Annotated in this window: 17 protein-coding genes; 10 read left to right on the top strand and 7 right to left on the bottom strand. The window is 28.5% G+C overall.

Annotated features, from left to right (window positions below; all coding sequences use genetic code 11):
* Positions 1-139 precede the first annotated feature (139 nt).
* From tsaD to NAB20_RS09855, 5 genes are all read left to right on the top strand, one after another.
* The gene (gene tsaD / locus NAB20_RS09875; protein ID WP_088393096.1) at positions 140-1162 is read left to right on the top strand and encodes a tRNA (adenosine(37)-N6)-threonylcarbamoyltransferase complex transferase subunit TsaD; all 1023 of its coding nucleotides are present in this window, start codon (positions 140-142) and stop codon (positions 1160-1162) included.
* A 48-nt stretch (positions 1163-1210) separates the two neighbouring features.
* A complete protein-coding gene (locus tag NAB20_RS09870) occupies positions 1211-1915 on the top strand; it encodes a 16S rRNA (uracil(1498)-N(3))-methyltransferase (protein ID WP_375605062.1) in 705 nt (234 codons plus the stop codon).
* A 125-nt stretch (positions 1916-2040) separates the two neighbouring features.
* Entirely contained in the window at positions 2041-2682 is a 642-nt protein-coding gene (locus NAB20_RS09865) for a DUF4159 domain-containing protein (RefSeq protein ID WP_088393102.1), read from the top strand.
* A gap of 4 nt (positions 2683-2686) precedes the next feature.
* A complete protein-coding gene (locus NAB20_RS09860) occupies positions 2687-3196 on the top strand; it encodes a TrmH family RNA methyltransferase (RefSeq protein ID WP_375605061.1) in 510 nt (169 codons plus the stop codon).
* 1157 nt (positions 3197-4353) lie between these two features.
* Positions 4354-5307 (top strand): zinc metalloprotease, encoded by a 954-nt coding sequence (locus NAB20_RS09855; RefSeq protein ID WP_105196809.1) that lies wholly within the window; start codon positions 4354-4356, stop codon positions 5305-5307.
* Between the two features lie 795 nt (positions 5308-6102).
* Here NAB20_RS09855 and NAB20_RS09850 read toward each other — a convergent pair.
* Genes NAB20_RS09850 through NAB20_RS09840 form a run of 3 tightly spaced genes read right to left on the bottom strand, consistent with a single transcriptional unit; the run spans position 6103 to position 12254 of the window.
* Positions 6103-6960 (bottom strand): neutral zinc metallopeptidase, encoded by an 858-nt coding sequence (locus NAB20_RS09850; protein ID WP_375605060.1) that lies wholly within the window; start codon positions 6958-6960, stop codon positions 6103-6105.
* A gap of 4 nt (positions 6961-6964) precedes the next feature.
* Positions 6965-10969 (bottom strand): PAS domain S-box protein, encoded by a 4005-nt coding sequence (locus tag NAB20_RS09845; RefSeq protein WP_375605059.1) that lies wholly within the window; start codon positions 10967-10969, stop codon positions 6965-6967.
* Positions 10970-11027: 58 nt separating this feature from the next.
* Positions 11028-12254, bottom strand: a complete 1227-nt coding sequence (locus tag NAB20_RS09840) for a glycosyltransferase (protein ID WP_375605058.1) — start codon at positions 12252-12254, stop codon at positions 11028-11030.
* A 73-nt stretch (positions 12255-12327) separates the two neighbouring features.
* On the opposite strand from NAB20_RS09840, the gene NAB20_RS09835 reads away from it, so the two are divergent.
* Both NAB20_RS09835 and NAB20_RS09830 read left to right on the top strand, forming a co-directional pair.
* The gene (locus NAB20_RS09835) at positions 12328-12909 is read left to right on the top strand and encodes a tRNA-(ms[2]io[6]A)-hydroxylase (RefSeq protein ID WP_088391890.1); all 582 of its coding nucleotides are present in this window, start codon (positions 12328-12330) and stop codon (positions 12907-12909) included.
* A gap of 67 nt (positions 12910-12976) precedes the next feature.
* Positions 12977-13777, top strand: a complete 801-nt coding sequence (locus NAB20_RS09830; RefSeq protein ID WP_088391868.1) for a TIGR00266 family protein — start codon at positions 12977-12979, stop codon at positions 13775-13777.
* Between the two features lie 189 nt (positions 13778-13966).
* On the opposite strand, the gene NAB20_RS09825 is transcribed toward NAB20_RS09830, so the two are convergent.
* Positions 13967-15250, bottom strand: coding sequence for a DEAD/DEAH box helicase (locus tag NAB20_RS09825; RefSeq protein ID WP_375605057.1), 1284 nt, complete (start codon positions 15248-15250; stop codon positions 13967-13969).
* A 24-nt stretch (positions 15251-15274) separates the two neighbouring features.
* Positions 15275-16315: a formimidoylglutamase gene (locus NAB20_RS09820; protein WP_088391872.1), complete on the bottom strand. Its 1041-nt coding sequence runs from the start codon at positions 16313-16315 to the stop codon at positions 15275-15277.
* Between the two features lie 125 nt (positions 16316-16440).
* On the opposite strand from NAB20_RS09820, the gene NAB20_RS09815 reads away from it, so the two are divergent.
* Complete coding sequence (locus NAB20_RS09815) at positions 16441-17331, top strand: hypothetical protein (protein WP_088391874.1); 891 nt, start codon at positions 16441-16443, stop codon at positions 17329-17331.
* A gap of 350 nt (positions 17332-17681) precedes the next feature.
* Here the strand turns inward: NAB20_RS09815 and NAB20_RS09810 are convergent, their stop codons facing one another.
* The gene (locus tag NAB20_RS09810; RefSeq protein ID WP_240668944.1) at positions 17682-18722 is read right to left on the bottom strand and encodes an AMP-binding protein; all 1041 of its coding nucleotides are present in this window, start codon (positions 18720-18722) and stop codon (positions 17682-17684) included.
* Positions 18719-19648, bottom strand: a complete 930-nt coding sequence (locus NAB20_RS09805; protein ID WP_375605056.1) for a lysostaphin resistance A-like protein — start codon at positions 19646-19648, stop codon at positions 18719-18721. The genes NAB20_RS09810 and NAB20_RS09805 overlap by 4 nt, the downstream gene beginning before the upstream one ends.
* Before the next feature lie 65 nt (positions 19649-19713).
* On the opposite strand from NAB20_RS09805, the gene arsC reads away from it, so the two are divergent.
* Together arsC and NAB20_RS09795 are read left to right on the top strand one after the other, a co-directional pair.
* Positions 19714-20055, top strand: coding sequence for an arsenate reductase (glutaredoxin) (gene arsC / locus NAB20_RS09800; protein WP_105197100.1), 342 nt, complete (start codon positions 19714-19716; stop codon positions 20053-20055).
* Positions 20056-20126: 71 nt separating this feature from the next.
* Positions 20127-22589: an outer membrane beta-barrel family protein gene (locus tag NAB20_RS09795; RefSeq protein ID WP_105197101.1), complete on the top strand. Its 2463-nt coding sequence runs from the start codon at positions 20127-20129 to the stop codon at positions 22587-22589.
* Positions 22590-22638 lie beyond the last annotated feature (49 nt).

Here is a 22638-nt window from a genome sequence, read left to right as displayed (position 1 = left end):
TGTTTTTTTTTACTTCACCTTCTTGCTCTTCCAAAGGAAATATTTTTTTGAGTTAAAATTTAGTAACTTTGGCACGGGTTGTAAAAATAATCTATTCCTTGATTTTATACAACTTTACAAACAAATTCTATGCTTTAAAATGAAAATAGAAGATATTTATATATTAGCAATTGAAAGCTCTTGTGATGATACGGCCTGTGCCGTATTACACAACGATAAAATGTTATCAAATGTTGTTGCACGTCAGAATATTCATGAAGAATATGGAGGCGTAGTACCCGAATTAGCCTCTAGAGCACATCAGCAAAACATTGTTCCTGTAGTAGATGTAGCACTTAAAAAAGCAGGAATATCGAAAGAGCAGTTATCTGCTATAGCCTTTACACAAGGCCCTGGATTAATGGGATCTTTATTGGTTGGTGGTTCTTTTGCAAAAAGTATGGCCATGGCTTTAAACATACCTTTAATAGCAGTTAATCACATGCACGCTCATATATTAGCTCATTTTATAAATGAAGATGGATATTCTAAACCTGATTTTCCTTTTTTAGCGCTCACCATATCAGGAGGTCATACTCAGATTGTAAAAGTTAAAAGTTTTTTTGATATGGAAATCATTGGAGAAACTACTGATGATGCCGTAGGAGAAGCCTTTGATAAATCTGCTAAAATATTAGGTCTACCTTACCCTGGTGGCCCTCTTATAGATCAATACGCTCAACTAGGAAATCCTAAACGTTTTATTTTCACGAAACCTAAGGTTGATGGACTTCATTTTAGTTTTAGTGGACTTAAAACACAAATCTTATATTTTATTCAAAAAAATGTAAAAGAAAACCCCCATTTTATTAATGAAAATCTAAATGATATCTGTGCTTCTATACAAAATATTATCATTACAATTCTGATGGATAAAATAAAAGAAGCCTCTATACAAACAGGCATTACACAAATTGCTATAGGAGGCGGTGTATCTGCCAACAGCGGTATTCGTAAAACTTTAAAGGAAGCTGAAAAAAAATATCACTGGACAACCTTCATCCCTAAATTTGAATACACGACTGACAATGCAGGTATGATAGGTATAGTTGGCTACTACAAATTTTTAGAAAATCATTTTAGTAATAACACTGTCACTTCTAAAGCTAGAATAGAGTTTTAAAAGACTACACTTGATTGAAAACAAAAAATAACAACAAAAAAAGCGATAATGCAATTATTCTACAATCCAGATATAACGATTACTTCTAGTGATTTTTCTTTTGACAAAGAGGAAAGTAAGCATATAGTTAAAGTATTACGCAAAAAAGAAAATGATCTTTTATTTGTTACCAATGGTACTGGTTTTTTATTTGAAACAGAAATTGTTTTAGCCTCAGAAAAAAAATGTATAGTAATAATAAAAAATCATAAAGAATTTAAACAAAATCATTTTCGTTTACATTTAGCAGTCGCACCAACTAAAATGAATGAACGTTATGAGTGGTTTTTAGAAAAAGCAACAGAAATAGGCATACAAGAAATAACGCCTATTATTTGTGAGCATTCTGAAAGAACTATTATAAAAATAGACCGTTTAGATAAAATCATCCAGTCCGCCATGAAACAATCTAATCAATTTCATTTACCTAAATTAAACGAAGCTATTCCTTTTAAAGATTTTCTTAATCAAAATTTTGAAGGACAAATGTTTATTGCTCATTGTGAAGATAGCCATAAGAAAAGCTTAAAAAATGAAATTATAGCCAACTCTAAATACACTATTTTAATTGGTCCTGAAGGTGATTTTTCAGAAAATGAAATAAAATTAGCTATCAGCAAAGGATTTATTCCCGTTACTTTAGGAAACACAAGATTAAGAACAGAAACTGCTGCTGTGGTTGCTTGCCATAGTGTCGTTTTTAGTAACGAATAAAGACCTTTTTTATTTTTTTACAATTTTAGAATAGTAATTCCTTAATCGTAATATAAAAAAATATAATTTTATTCCTGCAATACCTCTATTTTATTTAAATAAATAAAGTTTATATGTTTTTAAAAATGATCAGAATATATCTTATTTTTTTTAGCTTTTTCAACTTATCTGTTTTTTCTCAAGAAATAGCTTTATTAAAATATAGCGGTGGTGGCGACTGGTATGCTAACCCCACCTCGCTCCCTAATTTAATAAAATTCAGCAACCAAACAATCAATACACGCATAAAAAGTAAACCTTCAACAGTTACTCCTGGTAGCAACGATATTTTTTCCTATCCTTTTATACACATGACCGGACATGGAAATGTTATTTTTAACCCACAAGAAGCTGAAAATTTAAGAAATTATTTAAATGCAGGAGGTTTTTTACATATAGACGATAATTATGGTATGGATCAGTATGTTCGAAATGAAATTAAAAAACTTTTCCCTAACCAATCTTTAGTTGAAATTCCTTCTTCCCATATTATTTTTCAAAAACCCTATTCTTTTCCTTCTGGATTACCGAAGATACACGAACATGAGGGTAAAAGACCACAGGCTTTTGGTATATTTCTAAATAATCGTCTAACACTATTGTACACATACGAATGTGACCTAGGCGATGGATGGGAAGATTATGAGGTACATAACAACCCTAAAGAAGTACGTGAAAAAGCTTTAAAAATGGGAGCCAATATCTTAAATTACGTTTTTAATCATTAATAATTTGGAACAACTTACTCATTACAACTCTCCTTTCGAAACTAAAAAATTCCCTATAACTGTAGTCTGCGATGGTGTTTACTTTCAAGAAAACATAGGAAGTATTTTCCGAATTTGTGATGCCATGGGGGTTTCTAAAATCATTTTTTCTGGATCTAACTTTATTTTTTCTGAACGTAAAATAAACAAAACATCTAGAAGTACTCACAAAAAAATTTCTTTTGAAATCATTAAAGAACAGAAATCTCTTATAAACTACCTCAATACAACCCCTTCTACTTGTATTGCATTAGAAATAACCCAATCTAGCATTCCTTTAAACAAAATCAAAATTTCTTCAAACCTTCCCATAACCTTAATAATTGGCAATGAAATACAAGGTATTTCTCCTGAAATATTAACACTTTCAACTATTCAAACTCACATCCCCATGTTTGGTCATAACAGTAGCATGAATGTTGTACAAGCTTTATCTATAGCTCTCTATGAATTAACTCAAGCATTCCACTTATAACAAAATCTATTACATCATAATATTATTACTTTAAAATAATTTTAAAATCTGAATAACACACCTATTTAAATCCAAATTCTTAATTAAACTTCGTTATAAAACAAGATTTTTTAATAAATCAAATGCGCATGGAAAATTTTAAAAGAAGAAATAACGAATTATTTTGACGATTAAAAAGACATACGTGCTTTAATTTTAAAAAAAGTAGTATACATTTAGCTTCACCAATTCACTTCAAGTCTAATAGCAGATTTTGGATAAAACTTTACAGACAAAATATTTATTTATATAAAATGTTTTTAAATCTACCCCCCCTTATAAGATAAACCTAAATCATGTACTAGACTTTGTGATGAAAATGAACAAAAACTCCCCTTACAGATATTACAATCTAAAAATCAACTACTTAACACACATTATATCTCTTATATAACAGAAAAATCACATTATTAGCCTTATGCAATTTACTTTATTTATTCATAGGTTAATTAACTACAAATGATCTTTCTATTTCATATTTTAACATGAGTTCGATATAAAAACATTGATTTTTAACACATTACACAAAAACTTTGTGCTTCCGTTAGCGTTTTCTTTGTGTTTTTCATCGTATAGCTATTACACAAAGTTCCTCAAAGAAATATGAAAGAACTGTTTATTAGCAAGTTAAAAGTTTTCTTAAGTCCAACTCACGTTATTTTATCTATTTTTCACTTCACAGCCCTACTATGTCATGTAAAAAAACAAAAATCTTCTTTTTTTTGTTTCAAACAAAAAGTTTTCCCCATTTCATATACAACCTCTAATCTTTTAATAAAAAATCACTCCTTTTCAATAAACATTTAATACCTGATTATATTCATTTTTTTTAGACTTACAAACAGAATTATACATTTTAAAATTATTTAACATATTGATTTTTTATACATTACAAACAAAAAAGCAAAAAAATAAGAATAAAAATTAACATTATATTTTTAATAAATAAACAACAAAAACAAACAATAAATACATTATATACATATTAAAACAAAATAAAATAGATATAAACCTAAAAAAAATCAATTTTAATGATAAATATATTTTTAAAATTAAAATATATTTTATACCATTGCACCAGAATAAAACAAAAATTATCAACCCAAAACCAATTAATTATGAAAAAAGTTTTATTGTCAGCATCAATAGCATTCATGATGTTTTCTTGTCAAAAAGAGGATAATTCTTCAACAGACCAAGTAGATACTACAGCTCATAGAGGATGTGCCTCTCATGAAGTTTTAGAAAGACAAATGCAAGAAGACCCAGGATTAGCTTCAAGAATGGCTGCTATCGAACAACAAACATCTGAAGTTATCAAAAATAATCGTTTGGTAAACGGTGTTATCGAAATTCCTGTTATTTTCAATGTTTTATACAATGGCACAACAGAAAATATTTCATTAGCTCAATTACAGTCTCAGATCGATGTTTTAAATGCAGATTATGCAGCTACAAATGCAGACTATAACACGGCTAACAACCCTTATTCTTCTGTAAGAAGTGGTAATTTCAATGTTCGTTTTGTCTTAGATCAAGTAATTCGTAAAAGCACCAAAAAAAGAAGTTGGGGGACTGACGATTCTATGAAAAAATCAACTCAAGGTGGAATAAGCCCTACTTCTCCAACAACAAAACTAAATATTTGGGTTTGTAATTTAGGTTCTAGTTTACTAGGGTACGCTCAATTCCCTGGCGGTGCTGCTGCAACTGACGGTGTTGTATTACACTATAAATATACAGGAACAACGGGTACAGCTACTGCTCCATTCAATTTAGGAAGAACAGCTACTCATGAGGTAGGCCACTGGATGAATTTACGTCATATATGGGGTGATGCAAACTGTGGAAATGATTTTGTAGCAGACACTCCTCTTCATGATTCTTCAAACTATGGAGTACCTGCTGTTGGACATAGATCAACTTGTACTGGTACACCACTAGAAATGTATATGAATTATATGGATTACACTGATGACAGAGGTATGTATATGTTCTCTCAAGGACAAAAAGAAAGATCATTAGCTATCTTTGCTGCTGGTGGAGCTAGAGCTTCATTTGCTCAACCATAATAAATAAAAATAAAATCATATTTTCTCATAATAGTTTTTTTACTTTAAAGCCTGATCTTATGATCAGGCTTTAACATTTTTATCAAATTTATATTTTAACTCAAATACCGCATTAAACCCAGATTACGCATTAGACCCGAGCGTAGCGAATAGACGAAGTAAATCTATTCCACTTTATTTTTCTTCAAATTCAAGCATGTACTCAAATTTTAATCATCAAAATAGTTCACTATTTCTTCTTCTAAAATTTTCCGTGAGCACTTGAATTTATTGAAAATTTTTGTTTCACAACGAAGTCTAATGCGGAATCTGGGTTAAACTCGAAATAAATTGGCAAAGCCAAATTTATACCCTTTTATTTCTCCTCCAATCCAAGCATCTATTCAAATCTTAATCATAAAAAGTAATTCATTTATTTCTTCTACAATTTTCCATAAATGCTTGAATCTATTCGGAATTTTTGTTTTATAACAAAGTTTAATACGAAATCTAAGGTAAATTCAAGAAACAATAAGATCTTGAACTTATTCATTTCTATTTTAAATATATTCATTTTAAGACTACTAAAAAATAACTTGCGCAAATGAATTCAAAACCTTCGAATTTGGTAATTTTTGAGCGATATTAATTCTTATAAAGCTCCTAAAAATTAAGTTTAAAAATATAATTCCAAAAAAATCATTCAATCAACTTAAGAAGTACTAAATCTCATAAGGTTTTGAATTTTTCAGCAGATCCTATTTAGTTAACACGTAAAACATTTTTTTTGAATAATTTATATGGTTAAAAAAAACATTATTGAATCCTTTTAAAAGTATCTCCTTCTAATAAATTTCCTGTTTGATAACCTTTTAAAAACCATTCTTTCCGCTGTTCAGAAGTACCATGTGTAAATGATTCAGGCTCAACATAACCTTGCATTTTTTTTTGAATAGCATCATCTCCTACTGCTTGTGCAGCACTTAAAGCTTCTTCAATATCGTCTGCATCTAAATATTTTTGATTATGTTTAGCCCAAACACCGGCATAAAAGTCAGCTTGTAATTCTAAAGCTACGGATAAACGATTTCCTTCTTCCTGTGTCATACTTTGTTGCAATTGTCGCACTTTATTAGATGTCCCTATAACCGTTTGCAAATGATGTCCTACTTCATGAGCAATAACATAAGCTATGGCAAAATCCCCTCCTTTAGCTCCAAAACGAGTTCTTAATTCTTCAAAAAAATCTAAATCCATATAAACTTTTTCATCTCCAGGACAATAAAAAGGACCTGAAGCTGCAGAAGCACTACCACAGGCAGTTTCAACAGCATTTGTGAACAAAACCATTTTGGGATTTCTATAATTAATATTATTTTCTTTTGATAATTTACCAAAAATATCTTCTGTATCAGCAAAAATAGTGGCTACAAATTTCCCCATTTCTTTTTCTTCTGGTGTAAGTGAACCTTCTACTAAAGGAGCATGATGAGTAGTAGATTGGTTCATTTGTTCTAAAACTGGGGCAATCATTTTACCTGTTTCACCTCCAAAAAGATTTAACAACAAAATAATAACACCTAGAACGCCTCCTGTTGCCACCATTTTACCTCTGGTAGACACACCTCTTCTATCTTCAACATTATCGCTTTGACGTCTTCCTTCCCATTTCATATCTTTATTTTTTAGTTATTTGATTTAACCATTTAAACATTGTTTTTTCAAAAAAATCTTTATCTATAGGTTTAGATATATAATCATTCATCCCTACTTCTAAACATTTTTCTTTTTCACCTTTAATAGTACCTGCCGTAAGAGCTATAATTGGAATATTCTTATCTTTTTTTCTAATTTCTAATGTAACTTCATATCCATTCATTAAAGGCATCTGAATATCTAGTAGTATTAAATCTGGAGTGTTTTGAATGTATTTCTCAACTCCAACAACTCCATTTTCAGCTTCAAAAAGAATTAAATTAGGCCAAATTTTCTTTAATAGAGTTTTAGCCAACATCATATTAATTTTATTATCTTCTACTATCAATACTTTAAACTTCGATTCTTTGATTCTATCTAAATATTCAGCAGAAAAATTTTCACAAACAACAACATCTGAATTATGAATTAAATTTTCTACACATTTTTCTTCTTGAGAACAAAAAACTAAATCTAATTCAAAAAAGAAGGTACTTCCTAATTTATAATCACTTTCCAACTGAAGTTTAGTTCCCATTAGAGTCAAAATATTATTAGATATTGTCAATCCTAAGCCAGTTCCTCCATATTTTCTGGTTGTTGAATTGTCTTCTTGAGAAAAAGGTTCAAAAATTCTCTGATGACTTATTTTTTTGATCCCTATTCCGCTATCTCGAACCAAAAATTGAATTTTTATTTTATTTCCTTCAATTTCTTTAAGCTTTAATTCTAAAACTACTTCTCCTTCATTTGTAAATTTAACGGCATTTGACAATAAATTTAATAAGACTTGTTTTATTCTTAGTGGGTCAATTAAAACGTATTTAGGAATTCTTTCGTCAAAAATAAAATCTAAAGCAATACCTTTTTTTTCAGAATCAAAACGTATTATTTTAACAATTTGCAAGACCAAATCATAGAGATTAGTTTTTTTAAACTCTAACTCTAATTTTCCCATTTCAATTTTTGAAAAATCAAGAATATCATTTACCACCTCTAATAAAATTTTAGCTGATTCATTTACTGTTGATAAATATTCATTTTGAATATGATTTAATTGAGTTTGTTTCATTAAACCAGAAAATCCAATAATAGCATTTAAAGGTGTTCTAATTTCATGACTCATATTAGCCAAAAATTCAGACTTAGCTTTATTAGAGGTTTCTGCATATTCACGGGCTTTAATTTCTTTTTCTATTATTTTTTTTTCCGTTACATCTACTAAAATTCCTCCTATATAAGACACTTTACCATCTTTAATTACGGTATCACTAAACTCTTCAATCCAAATATATTCACCTGATTTTCTCTTAATTCTATAGATTAATTGAAAAGGATTATTTGATTCAAATGCTTTTTTATTTTCAGATATTACTTTTTCTTTATCCTCTTTATGTGTCAAATCAATCAAATATACTTGACCATCTAAAAATTCTTCACGCGTATATCCTGTCAGATTTTCTATTTTATCGCTAATATATATTTTAGAAAACTTTTGATTATATTCTGACAAAAACACGACACCTGGTATATTATCTGCTAACAATTTAAACTGTTTCTGAGATTCTTCTATCAGATTTAAATTTTCTATTCTTTCTATCGTAATAGAAACGTTATTGGCTAATATTTGCAATATACTAACTTCTTCCTCTGCCCATTCACGTTCTTTTGAACAATCATCAAATCCTAAAAAACCTCTAAATACATTATTTATAAATATAGGAAATAGTAAAATAGACAATATTCCTTGTGAACATAATCTTTCGTAAATAAAAGGATCTTTTATTTGAGCACTTTTAGCTCTAAAAACTTCTTTTTTTGACAATGTTTCATAGTAAATTAAATTCTCTTGGTGAAACATTTTTTTCAAGGCTTTATTATTAATTTGAGGTTGTATATCTTTTTCTCTGTTTACCCATTCATTTTTACAACTAAAATAATGTTCTGCTTCGTTATTTTCAAAATAATAAATTCTATCAATGTTTGTCGCTTGTCCTACTATAGAAAAGACATCTTCAAATAGTGGATCTAGGTTATTATTTTTAAGTAATTTTTCTGTAGAAACTGCAATTGCTGTTAATATTTTTGTTTTTTCTTCTAATTTTTCTTCTGTTTCTCTTCTCTTATATGTTTCAATTGCTAAGGAAACGATATCCGCTATTGATCTTGCAAAATTAATATCATCATTATCCCATACTCTTTTTTGTTTTGTTGTTTCAAAACTTAATAAGGAACATAATTTGCCATTTATGAAAACAGGAAGATTTAACATTGATTTGATTTCTCCTTTAAGGAAATAATCATCTACCAATTCATTTGTACCAAAGTATTCATAGACATCAGTTGCTACTACTAATTGTTCTTTTTCGAAGTGTTCAAAATAGTTAGGACGATCTGATTTAAAAGAAACCAACCCTTTTTTAAATTCATCTAATTCTAGATCATATAAAGAAAAACACTGAAGGCTTAAAGGATCATAAGTCCAATAACTTACTCTATCTATCAGGGCTCCCTTTGCTGTAGACTTTAGTATAAGGTTTATTCTATCACTAAAAGTTTCTTCTTCCTTGTAAGATAAAGTAGCTAATTTATTTATTGTTTTATTAAAAATTTCATTTTTCTTTTGTCTATTCTTTTGTTGTATTTCTACATTTTTAAGCAAGGTAATATCTCTTGCTATTGCTGAAAACCCTAAAACTTTTCCTTTTTGATTTCTTTTTACATTAACTTTTTGAGACAACCATAATTCTGTATTTTCATTAATAACAACAGGAAACTCTATTGAAGACGCCTCTTTTCTTCCTAACAAATTAGAATGATAAAATCTAAGTACTTTTCTTATATAATCTTCTCTAATAAAAAGAATTAAATTTTGTCCTATTATATCTTCATTTTTTAAATTAAATAAGGATTTAGCAAATGTATTAACAAAAGTAAATTTACCTCTTCGATCTGTTTCATAAATAATATCAGTAGCTGTTTCTATTAAATTTTTATACTGATGATCTAAATCAATTAATCCTGTAATATCTTGTCCAATACTTAAATAAATATCATTTAAGTTCTTAACATTTTTCCATTGTATATATCTGTAGGTTCCTTCTTTTGCTAATACCTTACGAGTATAAAACTCCTGATTATTTTTATAATTTTCAATTGTAAACTCAGGATCTTCAATTAGACTTAAAAAGCTCATTCCTTGTAAATCTTCAACTGTATATCCTAAAATATTTTTTACATTTTGAGAACAATAAACTATTGTTCCATTTTTATTGATTGCTATAACTAACGTTGCTTTTTTATTAATAGCATTATTGGTAAATAAAAAATTATCTTTTGTTTTATATTTTATAATATAGCGTACCTGATTGATTAGAGAAATCATTAAGCAACTATTTCCTAAAGTAACAAACATTACTTCATTAAGTATTTCATAAAAAAACAAAAATATTATTAACATATAGTTAAACACTACAAAAACCCAATAATAGTTTATGGTAGTAAAAAGATAATATGAAAAAAAGAATAAAACAATCCAGTCAAAATAAGTAAATATATATTCTGGATGTGCAACAATACGTAATAAGGTAATTAAAAAGTACGTAAAAAACATGAGTGTAAAAAACGCTCTTAAATGCTTTTCTATAAATGAAATTTTATAACTAGCAGCATACACAAAAAGTAAAATACTAGCTACTGTAAAATTAATCGGAAAAACTTCTTTTTCTCTTAAGTGTAAAAAAATAACGGTAAATTCTATAAAAGCTAATCCTATCCCTACAAATAAAAAATACAAGCGATATTGTTCATAAGAACCATCGAAATCTGAAAAATCACGCATCATTTCACGATTAACCACAGATTTCTTAAAAAAATAATAATAAAATACAAAAAAAGCAACAAATAGGAAAAAAAGTAAGAACCAAGATGATTGGTAAACATTTAATCCTGACAACTGAATCATTTGAAAATACAAAACCTTAATCAAAAATATAAATTTATTTTTTATTCTAAACTCCTATTAAAAATACAAAAAAACGTCTCTCTTAAACGATCTTTTTTTTATTTTTTTCTTCTATCCATTTTGACATATATTTTGTGGCTGCAAATTGATTTTGTAATAATAATTTTCCTATAAAATTTTGATTTCTATGATGGTTTATATCTTCTTTTATTTTTAAAATTAATTCTTTGAATAATTGTTCGTATAATTCTTTTTTAAATTTTGTAAAAATAATTCGTTCTCCTTCTTTACATGCTTTATCCCAAATTTGTTTTTCTTTGTACAGATTTATTGCTTTTTTGACAAAATCATTCATATCATTCGTTACATAACCATTCCAATACTTTGGAGTACTTATTCCTTCAGCACCAATAGATGTGGTAACGGAAGGAGTATTAACTACCATAGCTTCTAATAACTTTCCTTTTATTCCTGCGCCAAATCGTAAGGGAGCTAATAGTACCTTACTTTGCTCCAGTATTTCGTATACACAAGATGCTCTACCTCTAATACAAAAACCTTCCTTTTCATTATTCATTTGATTTATCTTAGATGAAGCATAAGCTCCATATATGGTAAGATTTACAGTAGGTAATTCTTTACGTATTTCTTTCCAAATTGTTTTTAACTGAACAACAGCATCATAATTAGGTTCGTGTAAAAAGTTTCCTATAAAAACAAAATTTACTCGATCTTCATAAGCAAGTGTTTTAGTTTTATTTGAATAAAATATAGGTAGATAAAATAGTAACGATTTATCTATTTTAAAAATATTTTGTAAAATTTCCATTTCAAATTCAGAAATAATCAATGTTAAATCACACCTATATATACTAGCTATTTCTCTTAAAGCCAAGGGTTCCTCTAATAAGTCTTTTGTATCAAAAACATTATTTTTCTTTACGGCTGTATGTCGAGCATAACGTAAACAATGCAAATCTTCTGAATCTAATATACGTATTGCTTTAGGACAAGCTGTAGCAACACGCCAACCAAATTGTTCTTCTGATATAAAACGATCAAAAACAACCATAACAGGATCAAGATTTAAAATAAAATCATCAAAACTATTATGATTTAACTCAATAGCATATTCTAAAACATCAATAGATGATAAATCAAATGAGTTTTCTGTTTTTTGCGCAGTTGAAGCAAAAATTACTTCATATCCTAACTCTTTATATAAGTTAATGAGTTGTACAATTCTAGTCCCCGCCGCAGAAGAAGTGGGTTCTGGAAAAACTAAACCTATAAATAAAACTGTATTCAAGTCTTTTTTTATGCAAAATAACAATTATAAATTAGGAGTAAAAAATGTAATTTTGTATTTCAATCATTTTTATATGTTAGGATTAAAATTAAAAACAGACCCTAGATGGGCTAATATAGCAGAAGGAAACCTTGCTGAAATTTTGTCAGATCATGCTTGGTGTGAACAAAAAGCGGCAACTAACGCAATTAATCTCATCATCAATAATTCTGAAAAAGAAGATCTGGTAACTGAAATGACTAAAATAGCTATTGAAGAAATGGATCATTTTAGAATGGTTCATGATATTATTAAAGAACGTAATTATGAATTTACACGCGAGCGAAAAGATGATTATGTAGGACAACTAACCAAATTTTTAAAAAAAGATGGAAGCCGTGAACAATCTATGATTGATCGTTTGCTATTTGCCGCTATGATTGAAGCCAGAAGTTGCGAACGCTTTAAAGTACTTTCTGAAAACATTCAAGATCAAGAATTATCTAAATTTTACCGAGAACTAATGGTTTCTGAAGCTAATCATTATACTGTTTTTTTAAATTTTGCTAGAAAATACGGCGAAAGAGATTATGTAGATAACCGCTGGAAAGAGTGGATTACTTACGAGGAAAGTATCATTATAAATTATGGTAAAAAAGAAACTATACATGGTTAAATTTTGAGTTATTTTGTAACATTTTCTTGTAATATAAAACTTATAAGCAAATAATAAAAATTAGAAAATGCAGGCACATGAAATAGACTACCATATTTATGGTGAAGAAATGCAATACGTAGAAATAGAATTAGATCCTCAAGAGGTCGTCATAGCGGAAGCTGGTAGCTTTATGATGATGGAAAATGGGATTAAAATGGAAACTATTTTTGGCGATGGTTCAAACGCTCAAGGCACTGGTATTTTAGGTAAACTTTTAAGTGCTGGTAAACGAGTGTTAACAGGTGAAAGTTTATTTATGACCGCCTATCAGAATCAAGATTTTTCAAAAAGAAAAGTTTCGTTTGCTTCTCCTTATCCTGGAAAAATTATTGCACTAGATTTAATGCAATATGGTGGTAAATTTATTTGCCAAAAAGATTCTTTTTTGTGTGCAGCAAAAGGAGTTTCAATAGGTATTGAATTTTCACAAAAACTAGGCAGAGGTTTATTTGGCGGAGAAGGTTTTATCATGCAAAAGATAGAAGGAGATGGCATGGCATTTGTGCATTCAGGAGGCACTTTGGCTCGTAAAGAATTACAGCCAGGAGAAATTTTAAAAATTGATACTGGATGTATTGTAGGCTTTACCAAAGATATAGATTATGATATAGAATTTATAGGAGGTATAAAAAATACTTTATTTGGTGGAGAAGGTATGTTTTATGCAACCTTACGAGGTCCTGGTGTGGTATATATACAATCTCTCCCTTTTAGTCGTCTAGCTGGACGCGTTATTGCAGCATCTAATATAGGAGGACAAAGTAAGGAAGAAGGTAGTTTGCTAGGTGGATTTGGCAAATTATTAGATGGTGATAATAGTTTTTAATAATCTTATAAAACATTTCAATATCTTAAATTATTCTTTTAAAACAAGAAAAAACTATCTTTATTAATACAAATATTACTTAACCCTTTCAATTCATTCTGTTTTTACTTTCTAAAAAAATAAATGAAATGAAAGGGCAAGTAAAGTCTTTTTATATAAACTTCTTTTTATTTTGATTATTTATAGAGCTTAATACCAACGTTTTTTATTTTTCTTAGAATTATCTGACTTTCTCGATTTTTTTCCGCTTCTTTGTTTTGACGAGTTGCTACTTACACTAGTAGCTACCTGATTATTAGAAGAAGGGTTTCGTTTCTTACCATTATTATTGGAAGATTTCCAAGGAAAAGGATGATTATCTACCGTTGTTACTTTATTTTTTAACAATCTAATAATATCTTTCCAATATATTTCTTCATCTTTACCACAAAATGAAATAGCAATACCAGAATGTCCTGCTCTACCCGTTCTACCTATTCTGTGAATATATGTTTCTGGAATATTAGGCAAATCATAATTAATGACTACAGGTAGTTGATCTATGTCAATTCCTCTTGAAGCAACATCTGTTGCTATTAAAAAATCAATTGTTTTATTTTTAAAATTTTCTAATACTTTTTGGCGTGCATTTTGTGATTTATCTCCATGAAGGGCATCACAATTTAATTGATTCTTTTGTAAAAATTCAACAAGATTTTCAGCTCCTTGCTTAGTTCTTACAAATATTATTGTATTAACTAGCTTTTCTTGCTTGATAACTCGTACTAAAAGTTGTTTTTTATCTGTTTTTTCAACAAAATAAATTGATTGTACTATGTTTTGACTGTTATTAATAGTTGATTTAACTTCTACATACTTGGGTTTTTTAAGAAATTCTTCTGCTATTTCTCTAATTTCTATAGGCATTGTGGCAGAAAACAAAAGTGTTTGTCTGTTTTGAGGCGCTATTTTTGTTATTTTCCTTACATCATTAATAAATCCCATATCAAGCATTAAATCAGCTTCGTCTATCACTAAATGATGTAGATGATTGATATCAATTACTCCTTGTTTATTTAAATCTAAAAATCGTCCTGGCGTGGCAATTAATATATCAATTCCTTCTTTTAATTTTTCTACTTGAGTAGTTTGGGGTACACCACCATAAATAGTAAGTGTCGTGCAATTCGTATATTTTCCGTATTTATTAAAGCTTTCTTCTATTTGTAACGCTAATTCACGAGTAGGAGCTAAAACAACGGTGCGAATATATTTTCGTTTTTTAATAGATCCTACTATAGGAATTAAATAATTTAAAATAGGTATAGCAAAAGCAGCCGTTTTTCCTGTTCCTGTTTGTGCACAACCAACTAAATCTTCTCCTTCTAAAATAATTGGGATTGCTTTTTCTTGTATTTCAGTAGGATTTGTATAGGTCGCTTCCTTTATTGACTCTACAATATTTCGATGAAAACTAAACTGTTCAAAAGTCATATATATATAATTTGGACAAAGGTACTATTTTAAGACTGAAGAATGTGCTTTTATAAAATCAGTTATTAAATAACCTATTAATTTACCAACTAATTGAGGGTTTTTATCCTCCCCTAAAGAAGGAGCTCCTTCACAAATATGTAAATAGCTAGCATTTTTGTGTTTAGCAAAAAAGGAGCAAAACTGCCTTACTTCTTCTACAGAAAAACCACTTAAAGTCATAGCGCTAGAAGGTATATTAGGAACAGAATCTAGATCAATTTCAATTCCATACGAATCTCCTTTTATATGTTCATAAGCTAATTTTAATTCTGATTGATAGTGTTTTTCTTGACGGATTTTAATTTCATCATAGGTATTATATTTTACCCGATCATTTTTACTTTTTATAATATCTAAGACATTTTTAGATGTATAGCTTTCATGTAATCCAAAAATAAAATAATTTTTTAAAAAGCCTTCTTCAAAAGCATAGGAAAAACCATTACCGCTATGTCTTCCTTCCAAAATTCTGAAATCAGAATGGGCATCAAAATTTACGGCATTGATGGATTTTCCTAATCCTAATGCAGTTCCTTTTATGTTTCCATAAGCATTATTATGCCCTCCACCAATTACAATAGGTACTTTACCTGCCTTTATAATGTGGTAAATAATATGGGAAACTTCTTTATCTATATTTTCAACTATTTTAAATAATTGTTTACGATCATCTGGATTATTAGGATCTAAATCTTCTGCTTGACTCATTTCTTGCGAAACATCTACACGACCTAAGATTATAATTTGACTTCCTTTACAAAACTTATTATGTTGTATATTAGCTACATTTTGAAGAGTACTTTCCCAAGCTGTCTTAGCACCTCTTCTTCCTAAATTAGCTCGTATACCTATATCTTCAGGAATTCCTAAAAGTACGTATCTAGCATCACTTTTTTTTAAAAAACTAAAGACCTCTTCATCTTTGGGAACGATTTGAATTTTTTCTCCAAATTTTATTTCTCCATTACGATAAACCGTAATTTTAGAAAGATCAGATTGTCTAAAACGAATTAAATTTTCCATTGGGGAACGAAATTATATTGAGTCAAAAATACTATTTTTATGTAAAATTACGTTAACTCCTTGCTACAATCACATTAAAAAATTATTTTAGCATACTATAATAACCCTAAATAAATAAATTTAATATGCAAAGAAGTGCTCCAAAAAGATCTAGCAACGTAGGTTTTAAAGTTGTTATAGGTATTTTATTAATGATGTTAACATCCAGTTTAGTTTATATTTACAAGCTAAGTGAAGATTCTAAAAATACCTTATCTGTAGTAACAAATGAAAAAGATGCTTTAATGAAAGATTTAGAAATAACGAAGCAATCTTTAGAAACCGCTATGGAATCAAACACCACAATGACAGAGGAATTAATGGCCGAAAAAGAAAAAATTCAGCAATTAATGACTGAATTAGAAAAAACAAAAAATACAGATACGGCAGCTATTATGAAATATAAAGATGAAGTTCAAAAACTGAAATCTAAAATTGCCAATTTAATCAAACAGATTGATGGATTAAAAAAAGAAAATGCAACACTTAATACTAAAATTGATAGTACTAATACTGTATTAAAAAAATCTCGTTCAATAAATGATACCTTAATTTCAAAAAATAACATGCTTGCTAAAGCAATCGAAAAAGGGTCTAAATTATCTATTGTAAATCTACAAACAACAGCTGTTAAACAAAAAAGCAGTGGAAAACAAATTGTTACAGACAAAGCAAGTCGTGCTAATCTTTTAAAAATTAGTTTTACAATAGCAGAAAATCAAATTGCTAAATCAGGAGATAAATCATACTATGTCCAAATTATTGATAGTAAAAACAATGTATTAGGCGATAAAAAAATCGAAAGCTTTGGAGACAAAATGCTTACATACAGCTTTGTATCCTCTGTACGCTATGAAAACAAAACGGTAAAAGTAGAAAAAGATCTTCCTGTAGAAGATATTTCAGAAGGAACTTTTTTCGTAAATGTTTTTGATAAAACTGAATTAGTAGCTAAAACTAGTTTTACTTTGAGATAATATTTTTTATTTTTCATTAAAACATCTCAAAAATAAGGTTATTCTAAAAAATCGCCATTTTATCATTTTAATCCAATATAGTACTGATAATACAACTTATCTTATTGTATAACAAGTAGTATGTAAGATTACTATTTTAGACAACCTCTTTAAGTTCGTTCAATCGCTTCGCTCTAGTTAACAAATAAAACTAGAACGGAGTGAGCAGACGAAACTAATACATTCAGAAACATAAAGTATATTCATTAAGATTTAAGCATTTACTTACGCATTTCACGGAGCAAATCATACTAAAATTAATCTTGATTTTCGAGTAAAAGAATTTTCTTTTTTATTTATAGGTCTTTTCCTTATATTAACTTGTTTTTTAACATTGTTTCTTTTCTTTTTATCTTACCTGTCTCAGTTTCTTCAAATTTAGCTATGAAAATTATTTGTTTAGGCACTTCATACAAGCTTAATTCTTCAAAAATAGAAGAATCTAATTCATAAGCTTCTCCTTCTATGACCAATACTAATTTTTCTCCAAATTTTTGATCTGGTAAACCATAGAAAAAGAAATGTTCTTTTATTTTAGGTATCAATTTAGCTTCTATTTGTTCTGGAAATAATTTTATTCCCCCGCTATTTACAACATTATCTACTCTTCCCTTCCAAATAAATTCTGAATCAGAAACTAATTCTATTAAATCATTTGTAACCAATATCTCTTCATTAATATTAGGAGCATTTATTACTAAACATCCTCTATTATCTTGCTCAATTACTACTCCAGGCAATAATTTAAAATTTTTTGTTCCTATTTTTTTTAATGCAATGTGTGTAACTGTTTCAGTCATACTATAAGATTCATAAGCATTAATAGAGTTTTGTATTAACTTTTGGGTCAAAACTGGATTTACTTTAGCTCCTCCTATTAGTACAATTTTGACTCTGAGTAATTCATCTAATGATTTTTCTACTTGCAAAGGAACCATAGCTACAAAGTCATATTCAATATAAGAGTCCTTTAAAGGAGACGAACTTGGCTCTACAAGCGTTAAATCCCATCCTAATACCATTGCCCTTACCAGCATCATTTTTCCTGCAATATATTTCACAGGCAAACAACATAATACTTTTGATCCTGCATTTAATTTAAAAAAAGCACCTGTACTTTGGGCGGAATAAACCATGGCGCTTTTTTTTAGCATCATTTTTTTTGCATTTCCTGTAGTTCCTGATGTTTGTACATTTACATTAGAATAAACATCTAACCATTCTAAAATAAAGATTGCTGCATTTTTTTCATAATCTCCTCCTTCCTCTATCTTACTTTTTGCCCAAAGAAGTAAAGTTTCTGTATCATACGATACATCATTTAATTTAAAATTAGGATGAATTGTTATCATTTATCTTGTATAAAAATAGTCCCTATTAATTTTTCTTTCCAATTACGCCATTTGTATTTATTTAAAAAAATAACGAATAAAAGAGGCAATACCACGAATATTGGTAAAAAAAGAGCAATGCTTAATTCAGGTTTGGATACATCTTTTAATATAGATGCTGTTTGCAAGACAGTCCAATTAGAAGTTACCAACAAAGCTGTTATTAAATTATTTGCTGCATGAAAACCTAAGGAAAGTTCCATTCCTTCATCCAACAAGGTAATAAGACCTAAAAAAAAACCTATTCCTATATAATACAATATCAACACTTTACCTATTTGATCCACTTCAGGATTACTCATGTGTAGTAATCCAAATATTAAAGAAGTAAGAACTAAAGGGAATAACTTATTTTTAGAAACAAATGCAAAACCTTGCATTAAATAACCTCTGAACATCAATTCTTCTATAGTTGTTTGTATAGGAATCATTAATACGCCTATTAAAAACAATAATAGGAATGATTTTAATTCAAAATTCCATTGGAAGTCTGTTGGTGATAACAAATAAGAAAAACCCGTTATTATAACTTGAAAAAGAGCCCAAATAGCAAATGAAAAAAACACACGATTCCAATCTATATTTTTTCTACTTGTAATAATTTTTATGAGAGATTGTTTGTGCACAATTTTAACAACAAAAATAAAGCCTAAAAAAGCAAAAACAAAACTCAACAACATAAGAAAAAGTCCAAAATTAGTATCTAACACTTGTAAAAGAGCTACCTCATTTTTACCATAAATAGTATCTCCTTTTTCTTCTAACTTTAAAAAAACAACCATCATAAAAGGTATTTGCCCAATTAAAGCTGCTATAAAAACTATAAATGTCCCTAAGAGATATTTCCAAAATTTATTTCCCCTGAAAAAAGCTTGTTCTAAAAACATATTATTATTATTTAACTATAAGAGCAATTTAGTCTATTTTTGTTACAAAAAAAATAGATTAAATTATGATTACAATTTACCATAATTCACGTTGTTCGAAATCAAGAGAAGGTGTTTGCTTTTTAGAAAATCAAAATGAAGATTTTAAAGTAGTTAATTATTTAGAAAACACACCTACTACAGAGGAATTAAAGGACTTATTAAAAAAATTAAATATACCAGCTATTGATTTAGTAAGAAAAAAAGAAAGTATTTGGATTGAAAACTTTAAATCAAAAGAATTAAATGAAGAAGAAGTTATTCAAGCAATGATTCTACATCCAAAACTTATAGAAAGACCCATTGTTGTAAAAGGAGATAAAGCTGTTATTGCCAGACCTACTGAACGAATCAATGAAATTTTATAATAGATATTAACATTTTATTAATCCTTTTAGCAAAATATACCCATTACATTTGCTCATTAATTCCCCTTCAGATGAAAAAAATATTTTTTCTATTTTTTGCTTTTTCTATCATTTCTATAAATGCACAGGAAAAAACATTTTTAAAAAAAATTACGATTACAGGCAAACTTGTTGATAAAACGACACAACAACCTCTTGAATATGCTACAATAACGGTTATTAATCCGACCACTAACAAACCTGTTAATGGTGCTATTACAGATTTAAAAGGAGAATTTACTTTTCAAAATGTATCAGGTAATTTTATCTTAAAATACGAATATTTATCATTTAAGACTCTAATAAGTAATTCCAAATTATATAATGAAAATTTAAATGTTGGAATTATTTCTTTAGAGCCTGATGCTAAAACGTTGAGTGAAGTAGTAGTCCGATCTGAAAGAACAACAGTTGATCTAAAATTGGATAAAAAGGTTTTTACTGTAGGTAAGGATATATTAGTCAGAGGAGGAACGGTGAGTGATGTTTTAGACAACATTCCTTCTATATCTGTTAGTAGTGAAGGAACTGTTGCTTTAAGAGGTAATGAAAATGTTAGAATTTTGATAGATGGCAAACCTACTAATGCAGTAAGTGTAACGGATGCTCTAAAAATGATTCCTGCAGATGCAATAGATAAAGTAGAAACGGTTACCACTCCGTCTGCTCGTTATGATGCTGAAGGAGGCGGAGGAATTATCAACATAATTCTAAAAAAAGGCAAAAACCAAGGAATAAACGGCAGTATTATAATTGCAGCTGGAATCCCTAAAAACAATAGCATTTCTGCTAATGTAAATTACAAAAATGAAATAATGAATTTCTTTTCTACCATAGGCTATAATGATCGAAATAACCCTGGAAGAACCAAAATTGATCAAGAAACTTTTAATAAGAAAACAGGTCTTTTGGCATCCTATTTAGAAGAAAGAAGAGAAAGTGAAAAATACTCTAAGGGAATCAATTTAAATTTTGGTATGGAGATTGCCCTTAATAAAAATACATCTTGGACAAATGTTTTTAATTACAGAAACAATAAAGGAGGAAACAATGAAGATGTTTTATATTATAACTTTAATTCTAATAGAATTTATCAAAACACATCTAAACGTGATAATCAATTAGTTTCAACAGAAGATAATGTAGAATATACGACTAATTTTACTAAAAAATTTAAAAAAGAAGGTCATAAAATTACTTTTGATGGTGCCTTTTCAAAAAATACGGATAAAGATGATGCGGATATTCTTCAAACAATTTTGGATAACAATCAATTCATTAGAAATGAACGTAGTAAAAAACATGATACTCAATTAAGAAATTTACTTCAATTAGATTATATCCTTCCTTTTAATAAAGAATCTCAATTTGAAGCGGGTTATCGTGGTAATTTCGTAAACTTACTGGCCGATTTTTCAGTACAGAATTTAAACCCGACAACTGGTAATTTCGAAAATATTATAGGTTTTACTAATAAAATGAATTATATAGAGAATGTAAACGCTTTTTATACTCAATTTGGTTCTAAAATCAATAAATTTTCATATCTCTTAGGCTTACGTTTTGAAAACTCTCATATTGAAATCAATCAGTTAACTTCGCTACTTTTTAATTCAAAGAATTATAATAATTTTTTTCCTAGTATTTTTTTAACCTACGAATTAAAAGGAAATGCTAGTATATCAACCAACTATAGCAAACGTATTACGCGTCCTAGAGATCGTTTTATCAATCCGTTTGCTTCTTATACTAGTAATATTAATTTATTTCAAGGTAACCCAGATATTAATCCTGCTTATAGTGATGCTTTTGATATTGGGTATTTAAAAAAATGGGATAAATTAACCTTAAATGCCTCTGTATATTTAAATCATACAACCGATGCGTTTCAAATTGTTCGTAAAGAAAGAGGCGATTTTATTGATGGTACTCCTGTCATTATTAATATGCCTTTTAATCTTTCAACAGATGATAAATATGGTTTGGAAGTTACAGCTAATTACACCTTAAAAAAATGGTGGAAGTTAAATGCAAATGCTAACTTTTTTTATAATATTACAAAAGGTGATTATCAATACACTAATACAAAAAACGAATTAATTATTCAAGATTTCAATTTCAAATCTTCCACTTGGACAGGACGTATAAACTCACGAATTAATTTACCTTATAAAATTGATTTTCAATCTAATTTCACTTACAACGCATCACAAAAAATTGCGCAGGGAGTTCAAAAAGGAATTGCAGTGCTTAATTTAGGATTTAGCAAAGACATACTAAAAGACAAAGCCACTATCGCTTTTAATGTAAATGATGTTTTCAATTCACGTAAAATGATTCGTGACTTAAATTTGCCTAGTGTAAATTCTTATTCTGAGATGCAAAATCGTATGCGTGTTGCTACTTTATCTTTTACTTATCGTTTTAATAAATCTAAAACGGAGAAAGAAACTAAACCTAAAACACATAACGAAGGCAATGACAACGATTATTAGGAGGATAATATAATGAAAAAGCCCCTTATAGGGGCTTTTAAAAACAATA

This window comes from Flavobacterium davisii (genome assembly GCF_042182265.1).
GTDB lineage: Bacteria > Bacteroidota > Bacteroidia > Flavobacteriales > Flavobacteriaceae > Flavobacterium > Flavobacterium davisii.
The sequence above is the reverse complement of the archived record's forward strand: the minus strand, read 5'-3'. Positions and strand labels throughout refer to the sequence as shown.